The 18,214-nt window shown below is 71.0% G+C and carries 19 protein-coding genes; 10 read left to right on the top strand and 9 right to left on the bottom strand.

Going from position 1 to position 18,214, the window contains the following annotated elements:
- Positions 1 to 102: 102 nt before the first annotated feature.
- The 3 genes from ACWDSJ_RS18515 to ACWDSJ_RS18505 form a co-directional block, all read right to left on the bottom strand.
- Complete coding sequence (locus ACWDSJ_RS18515) at positions 103 to 264, bottom strand: hypothetical protein (protein ID WP_450033292.1); 162 nt, start codon at positions 262 to 264, stop codon at positions 103 to 105.
- A 165-nt stretch (positions 265 to 429) separates the two neighbouring features.
- Complete coding sequence (locus ACWDSJ_RS18510) at positions 430 to 1,146, bottom strand: hypothetical protein (RefSeq protein WP_450033283.1); 717 nt, start codon at positions 1,144 to 1,146, stop codon at positions 430 to 432.
- Positions 1,134 to 2,111 (bottom strand): hypothetical protein, encoded by a 978-nt coding sequence (locus tag ACWDSJ_RS18505; RefSeq protein ID WP_450033282.1) that lies wholly within the window; start codon positions 2,109 to 2,111, stop codon positions 1,134 to 1,136. Before ACWDSJ_RS18505 ends, ACWDSJ_RS18510 begins: the two co-directional genes overlap by 13 nt.
- Positions 2,112 to 2,738: 627 nt before the next feature.
- Here ACWDSJ_RS18505 and lspA point away from each other — a divergent pair.
- Genes lspA through ACWDSJ_RS18490 form a run of 3 tightly spaced genes read left to right on the top strand, consistent with a single transcriptional unit; the run spans position 2,739 to position 4,841 of the window.
- Entirely contained in the window at positions 2,739 to 3,272 is a 534-nt protein-coding gene (gene lspA, locus ACWDSJ_RS18500; protein WP_450033291.1) for a signal peptidase II, read from the top strand.
- Positions 3,269 to 4,195, top strand: coding sequence for an RluA family pseudouridine synthase (locus ACWDSJ_RS18495; RefSeq protein WP_387361692.1), 927 nt, complete (start codon positions 3,269 to 3,271; stop codon positions 4,193 to 4,195). Before lspA ends, ACWDSJ_RS18495 begins: the two co-directional genes overlap by 4 nt.
- On the top strand, positions 4,188 to 4,841 hold the full coding sequence (locus tag ACWDSJ_RS18490; protein WP_450033281.1) for a hypothetical protein: 654 nt from the start codon (positions 4,188 to 4,190) through the stop codon (positions 4,839 to 4,841). The genes ACWDSJ_RS18495 and ACWDSJ_RS18490 overlap by 8 nt, the downstream gene beginning before the upstream one ends.
- Positions 4,842 to 4,847: 6 nt before the next feature.
- Here the strand turns inward: ACWDSJ_RS18490 and ACWDSJ_RS18485 are convergent, their stop codons facing one another.
- Positions 4,848 to 5,441, bottom strand: coding sequence for a TetR/AcrR family transcriptional regulator (locus ACWDSJ_RS18485; protein WP_450033280.1), 594 nt, complete (start codon positions 5,439 to 5,441; stop codon positions 4,848 to 4,850).
- Positions 5,442 to 5,464: 23 nt separating this feature from the next.
- Between ACWDSJ_RS18485 and ACWDSJ_RS18480 the strand changes: the two genes are divergently transcribed.
- Positions 5,465 to 6,838: an MDR family MFS transporter gene (locus tag ACWDSJ_RS18480; RefSeq protein WP_450033290.1), complete on the top strand. Its 1,374-nt coding sequence runs from the start codon at positions 5,465 to 5,467 to the stop codon at positions 6,836 to 6,838.
- 5 nt (positions 6,839 to 6,843) lie between these two features.
- Here ACWDSJ_RS18480 and ACWDSJ_RS18475 read toward each other — a convergent pair whose 3' ends face one another.
- Positions 6,844 to 7,353: an N-acetyltransferase family protein gene (locus tag ACWDSJ_RS18475; protein ID WP_450033279.1), complete on the bottom strand. Its 510-nt coding sequence runs from the start codon at positions 7,351 to 7,353 to the stop codon at positions 6,844 to 6,846.
- 13 nt (positions 7,354 to 7,366) lie between these two features.
- Here ACWDSJ_RS18475 and ACWDSJ_RS18470 point away from each other — a divergent pair, with 13 nt between their 5' ends.
- The 3 genes from ACWDSJ_RS18470 (at position 7,367) to ACWDSJ_RS18460 (ending at position 11,320) form a co-directional block, all read left to right on the top strand.
- Positions 7,367 to 7,972 carry a helix-turn-helix domain-containing protein gene (locus tag ACWDSJ_RS18470; RefSeq protein WP_450033278.1) on the top strand — a complete coding sequence of 202 codons (606 nt, stop codon included), beginning with the start codon at positions 7,367 to 7,369 and terminating at the stop codon, positions 7,970 to 7,972.
- A gap of 10 nt (positions 7,973 to 7,982) precedes the next feature.
- Complete coding sequence (locus ACWDSJ_RS18465) at positions 7,983 to 10,397, top strand: cation-translocating P-type ATPase (protein WP_450033277.1); 2,415 nt, start codon at positions 7,983 to 7,985, stop codon at positions 10,395 to 10,397.
- Between the two features lie 101 nt (positions 10,398 to 10,498).
- On the top strand, positions 10,499 to 11,320 hold the full coding sequence (locus ACWDSJ_RS18460) for a PhzF family phenazine biosynthesis protein (RefSeq protein ID WP_450033276.1): 822 nt from the start codon (positions 10,499 to 10,501) through the stop codon (positions 11,318 to 11,320).
- Here the strand turns inward: ACWDSJ_RS18460 and ACWDSJ_RS18455 are convergent.
- Complete coding sequence (locus ACWDSJ_RS18455; protein ID WP_450033275.1) at positions 11,317 to 11,730, bottom strand: group I truncated hemoglobin; 414 nt, start codon at positions 11,728 to 11,730, stop codon at positions 11,317 to 11,319. The genes ACWDSJ_RS18460 and ACWDSJ_RS18455 overlap by 4 nt on opposite strands.
- Before the next feature lie 179 nt (positions 11,731 to 11,909).
- On the opposite strand from ACWDSJ_RS18455, the gene rarD reads away from it, so the two are divergent.
- Positions 11,910 to 12,827: an EamA family transporter RarD gene (rarD, locus tag ACWDSJ_RS18450; protein WP_450033274.1), complete on the top strand. Its 918-nt coding sequence runs from the start codon at positions 11,910 to 11,912 to the stop codon at positions 12,825 to 12,827.
- 81 nt (positions 12,828 to 12,908) lie between these two features.
- On the opposite strand, the gene ACWDSJ_RS18445 is transcribed toward rarD, so the two are convergent.
- From ACWDSJ_RS18445 to ACWDSJ_RS18435, 3 genes are read right to left on the bottom strand one after another with little or no spacing between them, the layout of a single operon-like run.
- Complete coding sequence (locus tag ACWDSJ_RS18445) at positions 12,909 to 13,958, bottom strand: ABC transporter substrate-binding protein (protein WP_450033273.1); 1,050 nt, start codon at positions 13,956 to 13,958, stop codon at positions 12,909 to 12,911.
- 3 nt (positions 13,959 to 13,961) lie between these two features.
- Positions 13,962 to 14,849 (bottom strand): ABC transporter permease, encoded by an 888-nt coding sequence (locus tag ACWDSJ_RS18440; protein ID WP_450033272.1) that lies wholly within the window; start codon positions 14,847 to 14,849, stop codon positions 13,962 to 13,964.
- A complete protein-coding gene (locus ACWDSJ_RS18435) occupies positions 14,839 to 15,657 on the bottom strand; it encodes an ABC transporter ATP-binding protein (protein WP_450033271.1) in 819 nt (272 codons plus the stop codon). The genes ACWDSJ_RS18440 and ACWDSJ_RS18435 overlap by 11 nt, the downstream gene beginning before the upstream one ends.
- A gap of 134 nt (positions 15,658 to 15,791) precedes the next feature.
- Here ACWDSJ_RS18435 and ACWDSJ_RS18430 point away from each other — a divergent pair, with 134 nt between their 5' ends.
- Complete coding sequence (locus ACWDSJ_RS18430; RefSeq protein ID WP_450033270.1) at positions 15,792 to 17,465, top strand: ATP-binding protein; 1,674 nt, start codon at positions 15,792 to 15,794, stop codon at positions 17,463 to 17,465.
- On the top strand, positions 17,447 to 18,109 hold the full coding sequence (locus ACWDSJ_RS18425) for a response regulator (RefSeq protein WP_450033269.1): 663 nt from the start codon (positions 17,447 to 17,449) through the stop codon (positions 18,107 to 18,109). The genes ACWDSJ_RS18430 and ACWDSJ_RS18425 overlap by 19 nt, the downstream gene beginning before the upstream one ends.
- The last annotated feature ends 105 nt before the right edge of the window (positions 18,110 to 18,214 follow it).

Genomic DNA, 18,214 nt, shown 5'->3' with positions numbered 1-18,214 from the left:
CGCATGCGGGAAATGGTGGCCCTGGCGACCCGCGTCGAGCACGTACCCTGCGCGCACGGCCTGGAGGCGGGCGTGCGCCGGGCCGGACGACGAGGACCCTCGTCATTTGCGCCGGAACTTGGCGTCTCGCCGGGCGGGGACGGCGACTCGGGCGTGGCCCGCGAACTTCACCTGGGTCGTGGGCTCGGGCGAACCCTTCTTGCGGCGACGTTCGCGGCGGGAGGGGGTGGGATCTTCGGATGGTGAGCGATGGGTTGCGGGCATGTGGACCTCCTGAAGACATGTGGGAATACCGCAGGGCGGCAACGGATCTCAACCTCGGGCCGAGATGGGCACCGGGTTACGCGCTCAGAGCACTCAGGAGAACAACAAGAACCACATGATCGGAGACCGTAGCAGCGGGAAACGTCCCGACGCATCCGATTAAATTCAGGGCCCGGCCACGCCCTGCAATCGCATGACCTGCGTCATCGTCAGACCACGCAGCAGCGCGGCCGTATCGACCGGCGCGGTGGACGTGCGGGCGATCTGGACGACCGTCCCGCCCACGACGGCGATCGTGGCCCCGGAATACAACGTCATCCCGGAGCTGGTCGTGCGGATCTGGAACGACGCGGAGGCGTCCCCGGCGGAGGGCTGGTCGAGGCCGCCCGCGCGGTAGGAGACCTCCGTGCCGTCGGCGTCGGTTCCGGAGTACTTGCCGCACTGGCGGATCAGCGTCTGCGCCGCCGAGAACGCTTGCGCGGCACCGTCTCCCGGGTAACTCGCGGCGTCGACGTCGACGCTGGTGAAATCCGCCGACGAATAGTGGGCCTCGGCTCGGGCGCTCGCCCCGGCGTGTTGATCGGCGATCGGGGACAGGACCTTGGCGCACGCGGCGGGGTCGGTGCGGGAGCGGTCCACGGGCTGTTGCGCGCCGTTGCCCGGTCCGGCGTCCTCGAGTTCGGAGAAGCCGGGCGGCAGATCCGCGGCGGTCAGCAGGCGGGCGCGCAGGGCCGCGGAATCGGTGGCCGGTGCGGTGGCGGCGGGTTTCGCGGTGACCTGGGGGCCGAAGCCGGGCAGCGAATCGTCTTGTGCCGTACCGCATCCGGCGACGGCGACCGCGGCTCCGATCAACAGCCACCCGGTGCGCGTCAGTCGCCCCATCGGACCTGCGTGCTGAGGTTCTGGCGCAGCAGGACCGCGCTGCGCGGGTCGCGGTAGGACTTGTGGCCGCCGAGGGTGACCGTGCCCGAAACCGGCAGCGGCAGACCGAGATCCACCTGGATGGTGCCGGTGCCGTGCATGGCGTAGTCGACGATGTCGAGGGCGCCCGCGTTGTTGGGCATGTTCCAGACCTTCGATTTGGGGGTCTGGGTGATATCGAGGTCGATGGTGAGCAGGTCGCCCTCGCGCCGGGTGAGGGTGGCCGTGGTCACCTGGTCGAGCTGGACGTCGTCGGAGATCTGATGGCGCACGGTCCACACCGCGCCCTCGCCCACGGGTTCCTCGGGCAGCGTGATCGACTGGTAGACGGCCTGATAGAACGCCTGCTCCAACGCGGCCCGCGCGGTGTCGGGGGTCGCGGGCTTGGGGGCCAGCCGCAGCGCGGTCACCGAACCCGGTTCGGCGAAGTCGAATCCCGCGTGCGAGCCGTCGGCCGACAGCAGCTGTTCGGCCAGCGTCGGATCCGGGGAGGTGACCGTGCCCAGGGTCAGGTCCACGCCCTCCTGATCGACGCGGGCGGTCAGCGGGATCGTCACCGAGGGCGGCGAGAAGTCCCGGACCGCTTGCTCGTTGAGCTGTTGTTCGATGTGGTGGTCGGTGCGCAGCGTGACCTGCTGCGCGGTGCCCGGCGCGACCACCGACCGCAGCGTCGAGCGCGGTTCGGCCCCCGGATCGAGCACGGTGGTGGTGGCCGCCGCGATCGGCATGGTCACCTCCTGCCCCAGCCCCGACGGCTCCACATCGGTGTCGCCGGTGGACTCGGGCCGATCGGAGCAGCCGACACCGAGCGCCGACAACGCCACCGCGAGCACCATCACCACCACCCCCGACCGGGCGGACCGCGCACCGCCGGGGCGCACGATCGTCCCGAGCGTCGAGCGGGGGCGAGAAGACAACACCGTCACGCCGAACAGGGTACGACCGGTTCCTGAAAATCACCTTTGACGCGACCCACCCCACCCCCACCGCCCCGCCGACCGACGGCCCCACCACCCCCATGAGGGATGATGTCCCCTGTGACGACCGACCCACCCCCTGGCGAAGAACACGCCGGGCACAGCGAAGGGCCCCACCCCCCGGCGGAGAACACCCCGGGAACCCCGGAGGACCGCACCCCCGGCCCCGAGCAGATCCGCACCTCGGCCCCCGAGGCGACCCACCCGTCGGGAACCGAGAAGGTCCGCACCGGCACCGATAAGGCTGACGCCTCGGGCACCCAGAACGGCCGCGCATCAAGCGCTGCGGTCGGTGACGCGTCGGACATCGAGAAGGTCCGCGCCCCGGGTAGCGATAAGGCTCACGCGCCGGGCACCCGAAACGGCCGCGCATCGAGCGCCGCGGTCGGTGGAGCGTCGGGCATCGAGAAGGCTCACGGGCCGGGTGCGGGAGAGGGCACCGACAACGCCGGGGTGTCGAGGGCCGAGGATGGCCGGGCATCGGATACGCAGGCGAGTGCGGTGGGCCGCGCGGCGGATGGAGACGAAGAGGGGCACGTGTCGAACGAGGAAGAGGCCGAGGCGGTTTCGCCCGCGTTGAATGGGGCCACCGCCGTACGGCCGCGGCGGTTGCCCGCGTTGCTGGTGGTGGCGGGGGTGATCTTCGCGGTGGATCTGGGGACCAAGGCTCTGGTCGTGGCGAATATGACGCCGGGGGAGCCGATTTCGATCGTGGGGGATGTCGTGCGGTTGACGCTGGTGCGTAATCCGGGGGCGGCGTTCTCGATGGCGACCGGGATGACCTGGCTGTTGACCTTGATCGCGGCGGCGGTGGTGGTCGGGGTGATCCGGATCGGGCGGTCGTTGCGGTCGGTGGGGTGGGCCGTGGGGCTGGGGCTGGTGTTGGGGGGTGCGGTGGGGAATCTGGTGGATCGGTTGTTCCGGGCGCCGGGGCCGTTGCAGGGTCATGTGGTGGACTTCATCGCCGTGACCAAATGGTGGCCCGTGTTCAATGTCGCGGACTCCGCGATCGTGTGCGGGGCGATCCTGCTCGTGGCACTGACGGTGTTCGGCTTCGAGCCGGACGGCACGCGTTCCGGTGGTGAGACCCCGGCGGGGAGCGGCGCATGAGGGAGACGCGTGCCATGCCCGTCCCGGACGGGCTCGACGGAATGCGGGTGGACGCCGGACTGTCCCGGCTGCTCGGCCTGTCCCGGACCGCGGTCGCCGCGCTCGCCGAGGAGGGCTCGGTGCAGATCGACGGCGTGGCCGCGCACAAATCGGATCGGCTCGCGGGCGGCGCCTGGCTCGAGGTCGAATTCCCCGAGCCCAAGCGGGAACTCACCATCGAGGCCACCCCGGTGGAGGGCATGAAGATCCTCTACGCCGACGACGACATCGTGGCCGTGGACAAGCCGGTCGGCGTGGCCGCGCACACCGGCGTCGGCTGGACCGGCCCGACGGTCGTGGGCGGCCTGGCCGCCATGGGCTACCGCATCTCCACCTCCGGCGCGCACGAACGCCAGGGCATCGTGCACCGCCTGGACGTCGGCACCTCCGGCGTCATGGTCGTCGCCCAGTCCGAGCACGCCTACACCGTGCTCAAGCGCGCCTTCAAACAACGCACCGTCGACAAGCGGTATCACGCACTCGTGCAAGGACATCCGGATCCGTCCAGCGGCACCATCGACGCCCCGATCGGCCGCGCCCGCGGCAACGACTGGAAGTTCGCCGTCACCGCCGACGGCCGCCCGAGCGTGACCCACTACGACACGATCGAGGCGTTCCAGGCGGCGAGCCTGCTCGACATCCACCTGGAAACCGGCCGCACCCACCAGATCCGCGTGCACTTCTCGGCAATCCGCCACCCCTGCTGCGGCGATCTGACCTACGGCGCGGACCCGCGCCTGGCCGAGCGCCTGGGCCTGGAACGCCAATGGCTGCACGCCCACACGCTCGGCTTCGCGCATCCCGCCGACGGCCGCTGGATCGAGATCACCAGCGACTACCCGGCCGATCTGGCGCACGCGCTCGACGTCCTGCGCCATGCCTGAGCGCGCCCGCTGGGCCGTATGGGCCACGGCCGCAGCGCTTTTCGCGGTCCTGATCGTGGTCCTGGGCTGGGCCTACCCGCCCCGCCCCGCGGTCGTGTCCACCGACCGGCTCGGTCCCGTTTCGGGTGAGCCGGTCGCGGACTACCTCGCCCGCGCGCACCGCACCCTCGACGGCGCCGACACCGCCGACCACTGGGCCCTGGTGTCGTTCACCGCGGGCCTGTCCCCCGACCGAATCCCCGAGCACGCCAACGGTTTACGCGTCTCCCAGGTCGTCCACCACGTCCCGATCGACCGCGTCACCACCCCGTTCGTGACCATACCGGTCCCCGCCGGAGACGAGGTCGCCGTGGCCTCGGCCCGCGCCGCCGCGGGCCTGCTGAGCGCCACCCCACCCGCCGACGAACGTTCGGCCCGGATCACCGCCGTCGTGGCGGACCGCCTCCGCTCCGGCTGCCCCTGCACGGTCGGCCTGGTCGTCCGCGGCCCCCTCGGCCGCCTCCGAGAGTTGGCCACTCACAACGACATTCGAGCCGTCGAGGTCCTCCCCGCCGACGCGGGCGTCTTCGGGTTGGCCCCGCTTCTGCCCGAATACACCGACACCGCCGCCTCCGGCCCCGACGACGGGCCCATCCCGGAACGCTGAGCCCCCTTACCCCGTGCCCCGCACCAAGGGCAGGAAGATATCGTCCACGATGGCCGTGATCCGTTCGGGCGGAAGGGGTTCCATCGTCATGAGCAGATCGTGCCGCACCAGATCGAACGGCAGGGCGAGCACGTCGGGCGGCACGCGGTCCAGGTCCAGTTCGCCGCGCTGGTGGGCGCGCCGGTAGACCTCGTCCGACCACAGCGGCCGATCGCCGATCAACTGCACTCGCAACTGTGCCGGGGTGAGCCCGGTATCGGCCATCAGCCCGTTCAGCGCCGCGCCCACCACCGCCGCGAAACCGGCCCGCCCGGCGTTGGCGCTCTCGATCAGGGCCAGCAGGTCGCCGCGCAGGCTGCCGGTGTCGGGCGCGCCGACCGGGCGGGTGCGGCCCTGATGTTCGATCGCGGCCCGGACCAGTTCGTCCTTGTTCGCCCAGCGCCGATACAGCACCGCCACGCCCGTCTTCGCCCGCGCCGCAACGGCTTCCATCGTCAGGGCCGCATAACCGGACGCCACGAGTTCGTCCCACGCCGCGTCCAGCAGCGCCCGCTCGAGTTCCGGCCCGCGTCGCCGACGCCGGATCGCCTGATCGGCCATCACCGCCCACCGACGACGCCACGATCGATCCGAAGGTCCTGCGGACCGGCCTGATCCTGATCGTCGGTGTCATCGCCGTCGTCTTCGACACCACGATCGTCAGCGTCGCGCTGCGCACACTGACCGTCGAACTGCACACCGCGGTCGGCACGATCCAATGGGTCACCACGGGCTATCTGCTCGCGCTGGCTTTGGTTGTGCCACTGAGCATCTGGGGGCTGCGCCGCTTCGGGGGCAAGCGGCTGTGGTTGTTTTCGCTCGGCCTGTTCCTGGTCGGCTCGATCGGCGCGAGCCTGGCGTGGAACGCCGAATCGCTCATCGCCTGGCGCGTCGTGCAGGGCGCCGGGGGCGGGCTCATGCTGCCGGTGATGTCGACGCTCGTCATCCGAGCGGCCGGGGGCAAGGCGCTCGGCCGGACCGTCACGGTCATCACGCTCCCCGTCCTGCTCGGACCGATCCTCGGCCCGCTCGTGGGCGGGGTGATCCTGACCCAGCTGTCGTGGCGGTTCATGTTCTGGGTCAATGTGCCGTTCTGCGTGGCCGGGCTGATCCTCGCCGCGCTGTTCCTGCCCCGGGACGAAACAGACTCCGGCCCAAGGACATTCGACATGATCGGCTTCGTCCTGCTCGGTCCCGGCATCGTGGCGCTGATCCTGGGCCTGTCGGCCGCGGGCCGGGAGAACGGCTTCGGTCACGCCGACGCGCTCGCGCCGATCCTCGTCGGCGCCGCTCTCGTGCTGGCCTTCGCCGGCTACGCCGTGCGGCGCGCCGATCCGCTGGTCGACATCCGCCTGTTCGCGCGGCGCTCGGTGGCCTCGGCGTGCGCGGTCATGTTCTGTTCCGGGTTCGCCCTCTACGGCGCGGTGCTCCTGCTGCCGCTGTTCTATCAGCAGGTGCGCGGCGTGGACGCGCTCGGCGCGGGGGTGCTGCTCATTCCGCAGGGCGTCGGCACCCTGCTCAGCCGCGGCCTGACCGGATCGCTCACCGATCGAATCGGCGCGCGTCCCATCGCCGTCGGCGGTTTCGTCATCGTCACCCTCTCGACCATTCCCTTCGCCTACGCCGACGCCCACACTAGCGGCGGGCTGCTCGCGCTCTGGCTCGTGGCGCGTGGATTCGGGCTGAGCGCGGTGATGATCCCGGTGATGGCGGTCGCCTACGAGGGCCTCGATCCGGCGCGGATCGCGCACGCGAGCGTGCTGACCCGGGTCGTGCAGCAACTCGGCGGCTCGTTCGGCACCGCGGTTCTCGCCGTCGTCCTCGAACGCGCGGTCGCCGGGCGCCACGGGGACGTCGGGGCCGCGTTCGGAATCGCGTTCTGGTGGGCGGTCGGTTTCGGTGTTCTCGCCACGGTGTTGTCGCTGTGGCTGCCGGGGCGCCGGGGCCGAAACCCGTGAGCCGCTTACAAACTCAGTTGCATGAGCACCGTGTCGATCCAGCGGTCGTGCTTGTATCCCACCCGCCGCAGCCGCCCGGCGTCGACGAAGCCGCGGCTGCGGTGCAGGGCGGGGGAGGCCGGATCGCCGGAATCGGCTATGACGGCGACGATTTCGCGCAGCCCGCGGTCCTGGCAGGCGGACAGCAGGCCGTTGAGCAGGCCGCCGCCGAGACCGCGGCCGACGGCCCGGGGCGCGAGATAGATCGAGTTCTCCACGGTGTACCGGTAGGCCGGGCGCTGCTTCCAGGGCGCGCAGTAGGCGTAACCGGCGACCCGGCCCTCGGATTCGGCGACCAGGAACGGCAATCCGGCCGCGGTGATCGCCGCGAAGCGCCGCCGCCACTCGGCCGGATCGGGCGCGTCGAGCTCGAAGGTCGTCACCGTCTCGCGCACGTAGTGGGCGTAGATCTCGGCGATCTCGGGCAGATCCGCCTCGGAACCCGCCCGATATTTCGCTATAGAGGAATCTGTCACTACTATAGTGTAGGTGGATCTCGTCGCCCTGGGCCAGCGCATTCAGCGACACCGCCGCGACCGCGGCCTGACCCTGAACCGGCTCGCCGAACTGTCGTCGGTGAGCGTGAGCATGCTCTCCTCGATCGAACGTGGCGACAAGGCCGCCACCGTGGTGGTCCTCGACCGGGTCGCCCGCGGGCTGGGCACCCGGCTGGCGGCGCTGGTGGCCGAGCCCGAGGGCGAGCGCCTCATCGTGCGCCGCGCCGCCGATCAGGACGTCGTGCGCGAACGGGGCTGGCAGCGCACCGTTCTCACGCCGGTCGTGCCGGGGGTGAACTTCGAGTGGATCCGCTCGACGCTGCCGCCCGGCTGCGTCCCCGGCGAATATCCGCCCTACGCTCCGGGTTCGCACGAGTTCCTCTACGTCGAATCCGGCACGGTGACGCTCACCGTGGACGGCGAACACGTCGTCGAGCTGAGCGCGGGCGACTCGATGTACCTGGCCGCCGACCGCGCCCTGCACTACGCCAACCGCTCCGACGCGCCGTGCACCTACTACGTGGCCGCGCTCATCATGCGCTCGCGCGGCGCCCGGCAAACCGACGGCATACCGCCCGATGTGTCCGGAACGCTCTAGGCTGTCGAACATGTCGATCACCGAGCAGGCGGCGCGGTCTCCGGGTCTGACCACGGCCGAGGTCGAGCAACGCGTCCGCGAGGGGCACACCAACGACGTCCCCGACCGAGCCAGCCGCTCGGCCGCCGACATCGTCCGGGCCAACGTCTTCACCCGGATCAACGCGATCCTCGGCGTGCTGTTCGTGCTCGTGCTCGCCACCGGATCGCTCATCGACGGCATGTTCGGCCTGCTCATCGTCGCCAACAGCGTCGTGGGCATCGTGCAGGAGCTGCGCGCCAAGCAGACCCTGGACAAACTGGCCATCGTCGGCCAGGCCAGGCCCATGGTCCGCCGCGACGGCAACGCCCGGGAGATCGCCCCGCGCGAGGTGGTGCGCGACGACCTCATCGAACTCGGGCCCGGCGATCAGATCGTGGTCGACGGCGAGGTGGTGGAGTCCGAACTGCTCGAGGTCGACGAGTCGCTGCTCACCGGCGAGGCCGATCCCATCGACAAACCCGTTGGCGCGCAAGTGATGTCGGGCAGCTACGTGGTCTCCGGCTCGGGCTGCTACCGGGCCACCAAGGTCGGCCGGGACGCCTACGCCGCCAAACTGGCCGCCGAGGCCAGCAAATTCACCCTCGTCGACTCCGAACTGCGCAACGGCATCAACACCATCCTGAAGGTCATCACCTACCTGCTGATTCCCGCCGGACTGGTGACCATCTACAACCAGCTGTTCTCCAGCCACGAGTCGTGGCGCGCGGCGCTCAACGGCATGGTCGCCGCGCTGGTCCCGATGGTGCCCGAGGGCCTGGTGCTGATGACCTCGATCGCCTTCGCCGTCGGGGTGGTCCGGCTGGGCCAGCGCAAATGCCTGGTGCAGGAGCTGCCCGCCATCGAGGGCCTGGCCCGCGTCGACGTGGTGTGCGCCGACAAGACCGGCACGCTGACCGAGAACGGTATGCGGCTGGCCGAGATCCGCACGGTCGGCGACGCCGACGAGGACGCGCTGCGAAAAGTTCTGGCCGCCATGTCCGCCGACGACCCGCGCCCCAACGCCAGCGTGCTCGCCATCCGGGAGGCCACCGGCGACGGCCCCGGCTGGCGGCCCACCGCCGTCGCCCCGTTCACCTCCGCCAAGAAGTGGAGCGGCTTCTCCTACGGCGAGCACGGCGACTGGCTGCTCGGCGCGCCGGACGTGCTGCTCGACTCGGGCTCCGAAATCGCCTCCACCGCACAGGAAATCGGCGTGCAGGGCCTGCGGGTGCTGCTGCTGGCCCGCGGCGACCGGCCCGTCGACGCGCCGGACGCGCCCGGTGCGGTGACCCCGCAGGCGCTGGTGGTGCTCGAGCAGAAGGTGCGCCCGGACGCGCGAGAGACGTTGGCGTACTTCGCCGAACAGAACGTGGGCATCAAGGTGATCTCCGGCGACAACGCGGTCTCGGTCGGCGCGGTGGCCGCCTCGCTCGGCCTCACCGGCGGCGACCACGCCGTGGACGCGCGCGAGCTGCCCGCCGAACGCGACGAGCTGGCCGATGTGCTCGATCACGAGACCACCTTCGGCCGCGTCCGTCCCGATCAGAAGCGCGCGATGGTCGGGGCTCTCCAGTCGCGCGGGCACACCGTCGCCATGACCGGCGACGGCGTCAACGACGTGCTCGCGCTCAAGGACGCCGACATCGGCGTCGCCATGGGTTCGGGCAGCCCCGCCACCCGCGCGGTCGCGCAGATCGTGTTGCTGGACAACAGGTTCGCCACCCTGCCCTACGTCGTCGGCGAGGGCCGCCGGGTGATCGGCAATATCGAGCGCGTCTCGAATCTGTTCCTCACCAAGACCGTGTACTCGGTGCTGCTGGCGTTCCTGGTCGGCGCGGTGGGCATCGGCTCGCAGTGGTTCCACTACGACCCGGTGCCGTATCCGTTCCTGCCCCGGCACGTCACCATCGCCGCCTGGTTCACCATCGGCATCCCCGCGTTCATCCTGTCGCTGGCGCCCAACAACGAAAGGGCGCGAAGGGGTTTCGTGCCGCGGGTGCTGCGGCTGGCGGTGCCGTCCGGGGTGGTGATCGGCGCGATGACCTTCGTGGCCTACCTCATCGCCTATCAGGGAGCCGACCAGACCGAGACCGAGAAGGTGCAGGCGGGCACGACCGCGTTGATCACCCTGCTGATCGTGGCGGTGTGGGTGCTGGCGATCGTGGCGCGGCCGTGGAACTGGTGGAAACTGCTGCTGATCTTCGGCTCGGTGGCCGGCTATCTGATCCTGTTCACCGTCCCGTTCACCAGGCACTTCTTCAAGCTCGACCCCTCCAACGTCACCCTCACCGGCACCGCGGCCGTGCTCGGCGTGATCGGCATCGTGCTGGTGGAGATCGGGTGGTGGCTGAGCGCGCGACTGTCCGGCGACGGGGAGCCGCGCGCCGCCGCCGAAAAGGGCTGACGTCCGCGCGGATTCGGTCCAGGGAACTGGACAGGTGCTATGGCACGCCGTGAATCGCGTTGTGACGCGTGTCGATTGGCGTCGCGGGTACCTTCGGCAGTATGGAGGTCCTGCTGCATCAGATCGATGCCTTCGCCGATGCGCCGTTCACGGGCAATCCGGCCGCCGTCATGCCGCTGCCGCAATGGCTGCCCGACGACGTGTTGCAGCAGGTGGCCGCCGAGAACAACCTCGCCGAAACCGCTTTCTACACCGCGCTTCTGCCGCCGCACGCCGGGCGCGCGCCCACCGACGACCCGGCCGTGCACCTGCGCTGGTTCACCCCCGAGCACGAGATCGATCTGTGCGGGCACGCCACCATGGCGACGGCCGCGCAGATCCTCGAGGACATCCATCCGGGCGCGGACCGCGCGCACTTCTTCACGCGCAGTGGCTGGTTGACCGTCGAGCGCACCGACGACGACGAGTACGTGCTCGATCTGCCCGCCCTGCCGTCGGTCGACGTGGTGCCCGATCCGGCGCTGGTGGCCGCGACGGGCGTGCGGGTGCTGCGCGCGCTCACCGGACAGGACGAGGTGCTGGTGGTGGCCTCCGAGGCGGAGGTGCGCGCGGCCCGGCCGAATGTGGCGGCGTTCCCGGCACTTCCGCGCGGCGTCGTCCTCACCGCGCCCGGGGACACCGCCGATTTCGTCTCCCGCTTCTTCAAACCCGGTGCGGTGCCCGAGGATCCGGTCACCGGTTCCGCCCACGCCCAGCTGGTTCCGCTCTGGGCCCGCGATCTCGGCCGCGCGGATCTGACCGCGCGCCAGCTCTCCGCGCGCGGCGGCCGCCTGCGCTGCACCCTGGCCGGGGACCGGGTGCTGCTGGTCGGCCGCTGCCACCGCTACCTCGACGGCGTGGTCACCCTCGCCGATCCGGTCTAGCCGGTCGCGGCCGGGCTCGCGATGTCGTCGGCCAACGGCGCGACCGCCGAAATGATCTGGGCGACAATGTCATCCGGGACCCCGGCGGCCTTCAGGGACTCGGTGAGGTGACCGGCGACGAGACCGAAGTGGTGCAGGGTGATGCCGCGGCCCTGATGCACCTGCTTCATCGGCGCGCCGGTGTAGGGCTCGGGGCCGCCGAGCGCGGCGGCGAAGAACTCGACCTGCTTGCCCTTCAGCCGGGACATGTTGGTGCCGGTGAAGAACGGGGCGAGTTCGGGGTCGGCGAGCACCCGCGTGTAGAAATCCTCGACCACGGTCTCGAGCGCCTCGTGGCCGCCGATCTTGTCGTAGATGGGCCGGTCGTCGGTGGCGACCGCCTTCGGCTTGAACAGGGAGGGGAGTTTCATGTGTCCAGGACAACACCGCGCTGTTGCGTGGCTATCACTCCGTGGTGGCCAAGCCATTTCCCCCCGTAGCAGTGCTATTGCCCGGACCTCACACGGTGCGCGATCCGGGTGTGAGACGCGCCGGGCGGCCGGGCAATTCCGCTCGACAACCATTACCGGGCGGAACTAGCGTCATTGCGGTGCGGTTACGTGAGTCTCCAACGGAGGCCGGTCCGGCGGTGCGCGCCGCGCCGGGCGGGGTGGTCTTCGGGGCGGGCGCCTATCTGATCTGGGGGCTGTTCCCCGCGTTCTTCGGCCTGCTCGAATTCGCCGGGCCCGTCGAGATTCTCGCCCAGCGGATCTGGTGGACCCTGGTCGTGGTGTTGGCGCTGCTGCTGGTCACCGGGCGGCTGCGCGAACTGCGGACGATCGACGCGGCCACCTGGCGGCTCGCCGCGGTGGCCGCTGCCGCGATCGCGACGAACTGGGGCGTGTACGTCTACGGCGTCACCTCCGGGCATGTGGTCGAGTGCGCGCTGGGCTATTTCATCAATCCGCTGGTGACCGTGCTGTTCGGGGTGGTGATCTTCCGGGAGCGGCTGGCCTGGCCGCAGTGGCTGGCGCTGGCCCTCGGCGCGGTCGCGGTGATCGTGCTGACCGTGGACTACGGCAAACCGCCGTGGATCGCGCTGGTGCTGGCCTGTTCGTTCGCCACCTACGGCCTGGTGAAGAAGGTGATCCGGCTCGACGCCATGCGCAGCGTCGCGGCCGAGGGCCTGGTGTCGGCCCCCTTCGCGCTGGCCGTCGTCATCGCCTTCGCCGTCACCGGGCACGCCACCTTCGGGCACGGCCTCGGCCACACCGCCCTGCTCGTCTCGACCGGCCCGGTGACGCTGGTCCCGCTGCTGCTGTTCGCCCTCGCCGCCGCCCGCGTCCCGCTCTCGACCATCGGCATCCTCCAATACCTCACGCCCGCACTGCAAATGGCGTGGGGCGTCCTGGTCGGCCACGAGCCGATGCCCGCCTCGCGCTGGGCGGGCTTCGGCCTCATCTGGCTGGCGCTGGCGGTGTTCACCGCGCACGCCCTGTACGCCTCGCGGAGGCGGGCCCGGGCCTGATCGCGCGCCTTGTACGCCCTCGCGAGCGGTCCGGACCCGATCGCACCGCCCTGTATGCCTCGCGCGAGCGGGCCCCCGGACCTACTGAGGATTCGCCAGCGCCCGTCGCGCGAACTCGTTGGTGTAGGTGCGGGACAGGTCGATGCGGTCGCGGGCGGGGCGCACCGAGCGGGAGTACTTGCCCAAGATGGCCAGAACGTTCTGGGCCCCTTCGGGTTTCATGAGGCCGTCGGCGTTGAACATGCCGATCGAGTCGCGCAGGGACTGGACGTAGAGATCCTTGCCGCCCGAGGCGTACTGCGACGGCATCACGGCGGCGATCTCCTCGGCGCTGTGGGTCCTGATCCACTGCAAGGTCTGCACGAACGCCGTGGCCAGCCGCTGCACGATATCGGGGTGGGCGTCGACCATGTCGCAGCGCAGGTACAGCGACGACGCCGGATACAGCCCGCCCAGCGCGGCCCGCGTCCCGGCCTCGGTGCGCATGTCCAGCAGCACCTTTCCCTCGCCGGAGCGCACCAGCTGCGCCACCGTCGGGTCGGTGGTCATGCCCGCGTCGATGCCGCCGTGGTTCAGGGCGGCGATGAAGGTCTGTCCCGCACCGGCGTTCACCGTCGAGTAGTCCGCGGTGCCCAGGCCCGCCTGCCCGGCGAGCGCCTGGGTGAGGAAGTCGGTGGACGAGCCCAGCGACGTCACGCCCAGTTTGCGGCCCCGGAAGTCGGCGGGGGAGGTGACGGATTCGGCGGCCGCCTTCGACACCATCTCCACCTCGCCGGGGACGTCGGCGAATTGCACCACGGTGCGCAGACATTGGTCCTTGGCCTGGAGATCGATGGTGTGGTCGTAGAACCCGACCACACCCTGCGCCTCCCCGGTCAGCAGCGCCAGCTCGGCGCTGGACCCGGACTGCTGCCCGATGAGTTTCACGTCGACGCCATTGCGGGCGAAGCCGCCCAGCCGCTCGGTGAGCATGGCGGGCAGGTAGATCACCTTCTCCAGACCGCCGACGATGATGGTGATCCGGGGATGCCCATCGACCATCGGGATACGCCTCGAGTCACGGCAGCCGGTGGTCAGCAGCAGCGCGCAGACGGCGAGCAGGATCAGCGCGAAGGGCTTGCGGGAGCGCATGTCTCACACCTCCCCGGCCGAACGGGCCTGCGCGGGACGCCATTTCAGCAGACGGGCCTCGGCCGCGCCGATACCCCACTCCGCCAGCAGCGCGACCACCGTGATGATGATCATGCCCGCGTAGATCCCGGCCGCGTCGAAGGTGTTCTGCGCGTTGGAGATCAGCAGACCCAGGCCCTTGGCCGCGCCCGCGTACTCGCCGACCACCGCGCCGATGAGCGCGAAGCCGAAGGCGGTGTGCAGGCTGGACAGAATCCAGGTGGTGGCGCTGGGCAGCACGATCCGGGTCAGCACCTGTCCACGGCTCGCGCCCAGGATGCGGGCATTGTCGATGACGTTGCCGTCCACCTCGCGGGCGCCGGTGAAGGCGTTGAAGAACACGGCGAAGAAGGTCAGCACCACCACCGTGGCCACCTTCGACTCCAGCCCCAGCCCGAACCAGATGATGAACAGCGACGCCAGCACGATGCGCGGAACCGCGTTGAGCGCCTTGACGAACGGCGCCAGCACCTCCGCGAAGTACCGGCTGCGCCCGAGCAGCACACCCAGCACCACCCCGGCGACGCTGCCTATCACAAAGCCCAGCACCGCCTCCTCCACGGTGGTGAGGAGCTGTTCCCAGATCGAGCCGAATTGCGTTCCGCGCGTGAACCATTCGACGAGCCGGTCCCAGATCCTGGACGGCTTGGAGTAGACGAACGGGTCGATCCACACCGTCGCGGTCAGCTCCCACGCGCCCAACCACAGCGCCACCAGCGCCAGCCGCAGCCCCCAGGTGCGCAGCGCCGCGCGGCGGGCCTGCCTGCGCGCCCGCCCGAGGATGTCCGCCTCGGACTCCGCCTCCGGTTCCGCTTCGGCCGTGTCGATCCGGTCGACGACGTCATGCGACACGACGGGCTCCCTTCGCGCGGGCGGCCTCGACCTGATCGCGCAGCGTGCCCCAGATCTCGCCGTACAGGCCGCGGAACTCGTCGGTGAGCCGCACCCGTTCGACATCGCGCGGCCGGTCCAGGGTCACCCGGAAGTCGCCGCACACCGTGGCCGGGCTCGCGGTCATCACGACCACGCGATCGGCCAGCACGATCGCCTCCTCGAGATCGTGGGTCACGAAGACGACCCCCGCGCCGGTTCCCGTCCACACCCGCAGCAACTCGTCCTGCATGAGCTGGCGGGTCTGCACGTCCAGCGCGCTGAACGGTTCGTCCATGAGCAGGATCTCGGGCTCGTTGACCAGGGTCTGGGCCAGCGCCACGCGCTTGCGCATCCCGCCGGAGAGCTGATGCGGGTAGTACCGCTCGACTCCGGCGAGGCCGACCTTGCGCACCCACTCGGCGGCCCGCCGCCGCGCCTCGCTCCTGGACGCGCCCTGGAAGCGCGGGCCCAGCGCGACGTTGTCGAGCACGGTCCGCCACGGCAACACGGCGTCCTGCTGGAACATGTAGCCGATGCCGGGCGGGATGCCCTCGACGTCCTTGCCGCGCACCAGGGTTCGCCCGGCGGAGGTCCTCGCCAGCCCGGACACCAGCGACAGGGTGGTGGACTTGCCGCAGCCGGTGGGGCCGACGACGGCGACGAATTCGCCGGGGGCGACGGTGAATCGGAGATCGCGCACGGCGGTGTGGATGCCGCCGCCCGAGCCGGGGAAGCGCTTGGTCGCGCCCCGCAACTCGATGAGGGGGTGGGTCGTGTCGAGCGTCATGCGACCGACCGTAAGTGAGCGCGGTCACCGCGGTACGGTTGTGCGCACAACCTCCGCAACTCGCGATCTCCGCGTTGTGCTCGTTCTGCTCAGCCGTTGTGATCATTCTGTGCGCGGTGCTACAAAGTGTCCCGATGAAGGTGTTCGGCCGTGCCGTGCGGCTGCGGACCCAGATCGTGTTGCTGCAGGTCGTGCTCGTCGCGCTGACGCTGGGTATCGCGTTCGGCGTGTTCGCGTACGTGGGTGAGCAGCGCCTGTCCGGCGAGTACGGGCAGCGCGCGCTGGCGATCGCGCGCACGGTGGCGGCCGATCCCGCGGTCCGGGCCGAGACCGCCGGTTACTCGTCGGCTATCGCGGTGGGTCCCGAGTCGGCGGCCGAACTCGCGGGCGGGCCGCTCGAGCGGGTCGCCGAGCAGACCCGGACGCGGACCGGCGCGCTGTACGTGGTGGTGACCGACGACGCGGGAATTCGCTTGGCGCATCCCGACATCGGGCGACTCGGGGAGCGGGTGAGCACCGATCCGTCGGCGGCGCTGGGCGGGGCGGAGGTGGTGATCTCCGAGCGCGGCACCCTCGGCGAGTCGGTGCGCGCGAAGGTGCCGGTGCTGCGACCGGACGGCGAGCGCGTGGTGGGCGAGGTGAGCGTGGGCATCTCCACCGCCGCCGTGCGCGAGCAGCTGATGCGGGATCTGCGCCGGGGCGCGGTGTTCGCCGCCGTCGCCCTGCTCGCCGGGGTCGCCGGATCGCTGCTGCTGGCCCGGCGCTGGCACGGCCTGACCCTCGGGCTGCAACCCGCCGAACTGGCCGAGCTGGTCCGCGAGCAGGACGCGGTGCTGCACGGCATCGGGGAGGGTGTTGTGGCCGTCGACAATCGTTGGCGCACAACGGTTGTCAACGACGAGGCGCGCCGCCTGCTGGGCGTGGACGCGGTGAGCGGCCGCGCGGTCGACGAGATCGGCCTCACCGAGCGGACCCTCGAGGTCTTCCGCGCCGCCGAGGAGAGACCGGTGCCCGCGGCGGTCGGCGACCGGCTCGTCGTGCTCACCGCCCGCCGGGTCACCCGCGACGGCCGCCCGCTCGGCGCGGTGCTGAGCGTGCGCGACCGCACCGATGTCGAAACCCTCACCCGCCAGCTCGACGCCGTCCGGTCGCTGAGCACCGTCCTGCGCGCCCAGCGCCACGAGTTCGCCAACCGCCTGCACCTGCTCAGCGGCCTGCTGCACACCGACCGCCCGGCCGAGGCCACCCGCTACGTCGACGAGCTGCTCGGCTCCGGCCCGCTCGGCGCCGCCCTCCCCGGTATGGACGCCCTGCGCGATCCGTACCTGCAGGCCTTCCTCGCCGCCAAGGCCGCCCACGCCCGCGAGAGCGACGTCACCCTGCGTCTCGGCCCGAACACCTGGGTGGACGCGAATCTCGTTGCGCCCGTGGAGGTCACGACCGTCATGGGCAATCTGCTCGACAACGCCATCGAGGCCGCCCGCGGCGCGAGGGAGCGGATTGTGGAGATCGAGCTGGTGCAGGAGGGGACCACGCTGCACCTCGCGGTGGCCGACAGCGGGGGCGGGGTGCCGCCGGAGTCGCGCGCGGCGATCTTCGCCGAGGGGGTGTCCACCAAGCCGGGTGACGGCGTGCCGGGCGGGCGCGGGGTGGGGCTGGCCCTGGCGCGGCAGACGGCGCGGGCCGTGGGCGGGGATGTGGTGCTGGCGGAGTCCGGTGGGGGAGAAGGGCTCGGCGGCGCGGAGTTCCTCGCCCGCTTGCCGGGCGTGCTGGTGGAGGGAGAGGCGGCATGGGCGCGGCCGAGCTGACGGTGCTGGTGGTCGACGACGACTTCCGGGTGGCGAATCTGCATGCCGGAATCGCCTCGGCCGCACCGGGTTTCGCGGTGGGCGCGGTGGTGAACACGGTGGCCGCGGCGCGGTCGGCGATCGCCGCGCAACGGTTCGATCTGGCGCTGGTCGATGTGTATCTGCCGGACGGGTCGGGCGTGGACCTGGTCCGGGAGATCCGCTTCGACGCCATGATGCTCACCGCCGCGACCGAGGCCGAGACCGTGCGCGCGGCGCTCGCCGCGGGCGCCCTGGCGTATCTGGTCAAGCCCTTCGATCGGGCGGCGCTGACGGCCCGGCTGGCGGGATACGCGCGCTACCGGCGACTGCTGTCGGCCGCGGTCGTCACCGCCCGCGACATCGACGCCGCCATGGACGCGCTCCGCCCGGCGCCCACCCCCGGCCCGGCGACGGCGTCCCCAACGAAAGACCTTGTCCTGCAAGCGGTCCGAAGCGCATCCACACCGATGTCGGCCGCCGAGGTCTCCGCCGCCACCGGCGTCTCCCGCGCGACCGCCCAGCGCTACCTCGCCACCCTCGTGGCGACGGGCGCCCTGCGCATGCGGCTGCGCTACGGCAGCACCGGCCGCCCCGAACAGGAGTACTCCGCAGCGCCCGAGTGAGGCTGCCCCCGGTCCCAACAGCTAACGCGATCGGGTGCCAGCGCCCGTCCCGTGTGAGGCCACGCGCGGTCCCATTGGCTCGCGCGACCGGGTGCCCGCGCCTGT

Source organism: Nocardia sp. NPDC003482 (genome assembly GCF_053588115.1).
Note: the sequence above shows the minus strand (reverse complement) of the source record. Positions and strands in the feature narration are given on the sequence as shown.

Excerpts from the sequence above, each read along its gene's own strand:
- ACWDSJ_RS18430 (WP_450033270.1), top strand. The coding sequence starts at position 15,792 with ATGAAGGTGTTCGGCCGTGCCGTGCGGCTGCGGACCCAGATCGTGTTG.
- ACWDSJ_RS18425 (WP_450033269.1), top strand. The coding sequence starts at position 17,447 with ATGGGCGCGGCCGAGCTGACGGTGCTGGTGGTCGACGACGACTTCCGG.
- ACWDSJ_RS18435 (WP_450033271.1), bottom strand. The coding sequence starts at position 15,657 with ATGACGCTCGACACGACCCACCCCCTCATCGAGTTGCGGGGCGCGACC.
- ACWDSJ_RS18495 (WP_387361692.1), top strand. The coding sequence starts at position 3,269 with ATGAGGGAGACGCGTGCCATGCCCGTCCCGGACGGGCTCGACGGAATG.
- ACWDSJ_RS18445 (WP_450033273.1), bottom strand. The coding sequence starts at position 13,958 with ATGCGCTCCCGCAAGCCCTTCGCGCTGATCCTGCTCGCCGTCTGCGCG.
- ACWDSJ_RS18510 (WP_450033283.1), bottom strand. The coding sequence starts at position 1,146 with ATGGGGCGACTGACGCGCACCGGGTGGCTGTTGATCGGAGCCGCGGTC.
- ACWDSJ_RS18485 (WP_450033280.1), bottom strand. The coding sequence starts at position 5,441 with ATGGCCGATCAGGCGATCCGGCGTCGGCGACGCGGGCCGGAACTCGAG.
- ACWDSJ_RS18490 (WP_450033281.1), top strand. The coding sequence starts at position 4,188 with ATGCCTGAGCGCGCCCGCTGGGCCGTATGGGCCACGGCCGCAGCGCTT.
- ACWDSJ_RS18515 (WP_450033292.1), bottom strand. The coding sequence starts at position 264 with ATGCCCGCAACCCATCGCTCACCATCCGAAGATCCCACCCCCTCCCGC.
- ACWDSJ_RS18460 (WP_450033276.1), top strand. The coding sequence starts at position 10,499 with ATGGAGGTCCTGCTGCATCAGATCGATGCCTTCGCCGATGCGCCGTTC.
- ACWDSJ_RS18455 (WP_450033275.1), bottom strand. The coding sequence starts at position 11,730 with ATGAAACTCCCCTCCCTGTTCAAGCCGAAGGCGGTCGCCACCGACGAC.
- ACWDSJ_RS18465 (WP_450033277.1), top strand. The coding sequence starts at position 7,983 with ATGTCGATCACCGAGCAGGCGGCGCGGTCTCCGGGTCTGACCACGGCC.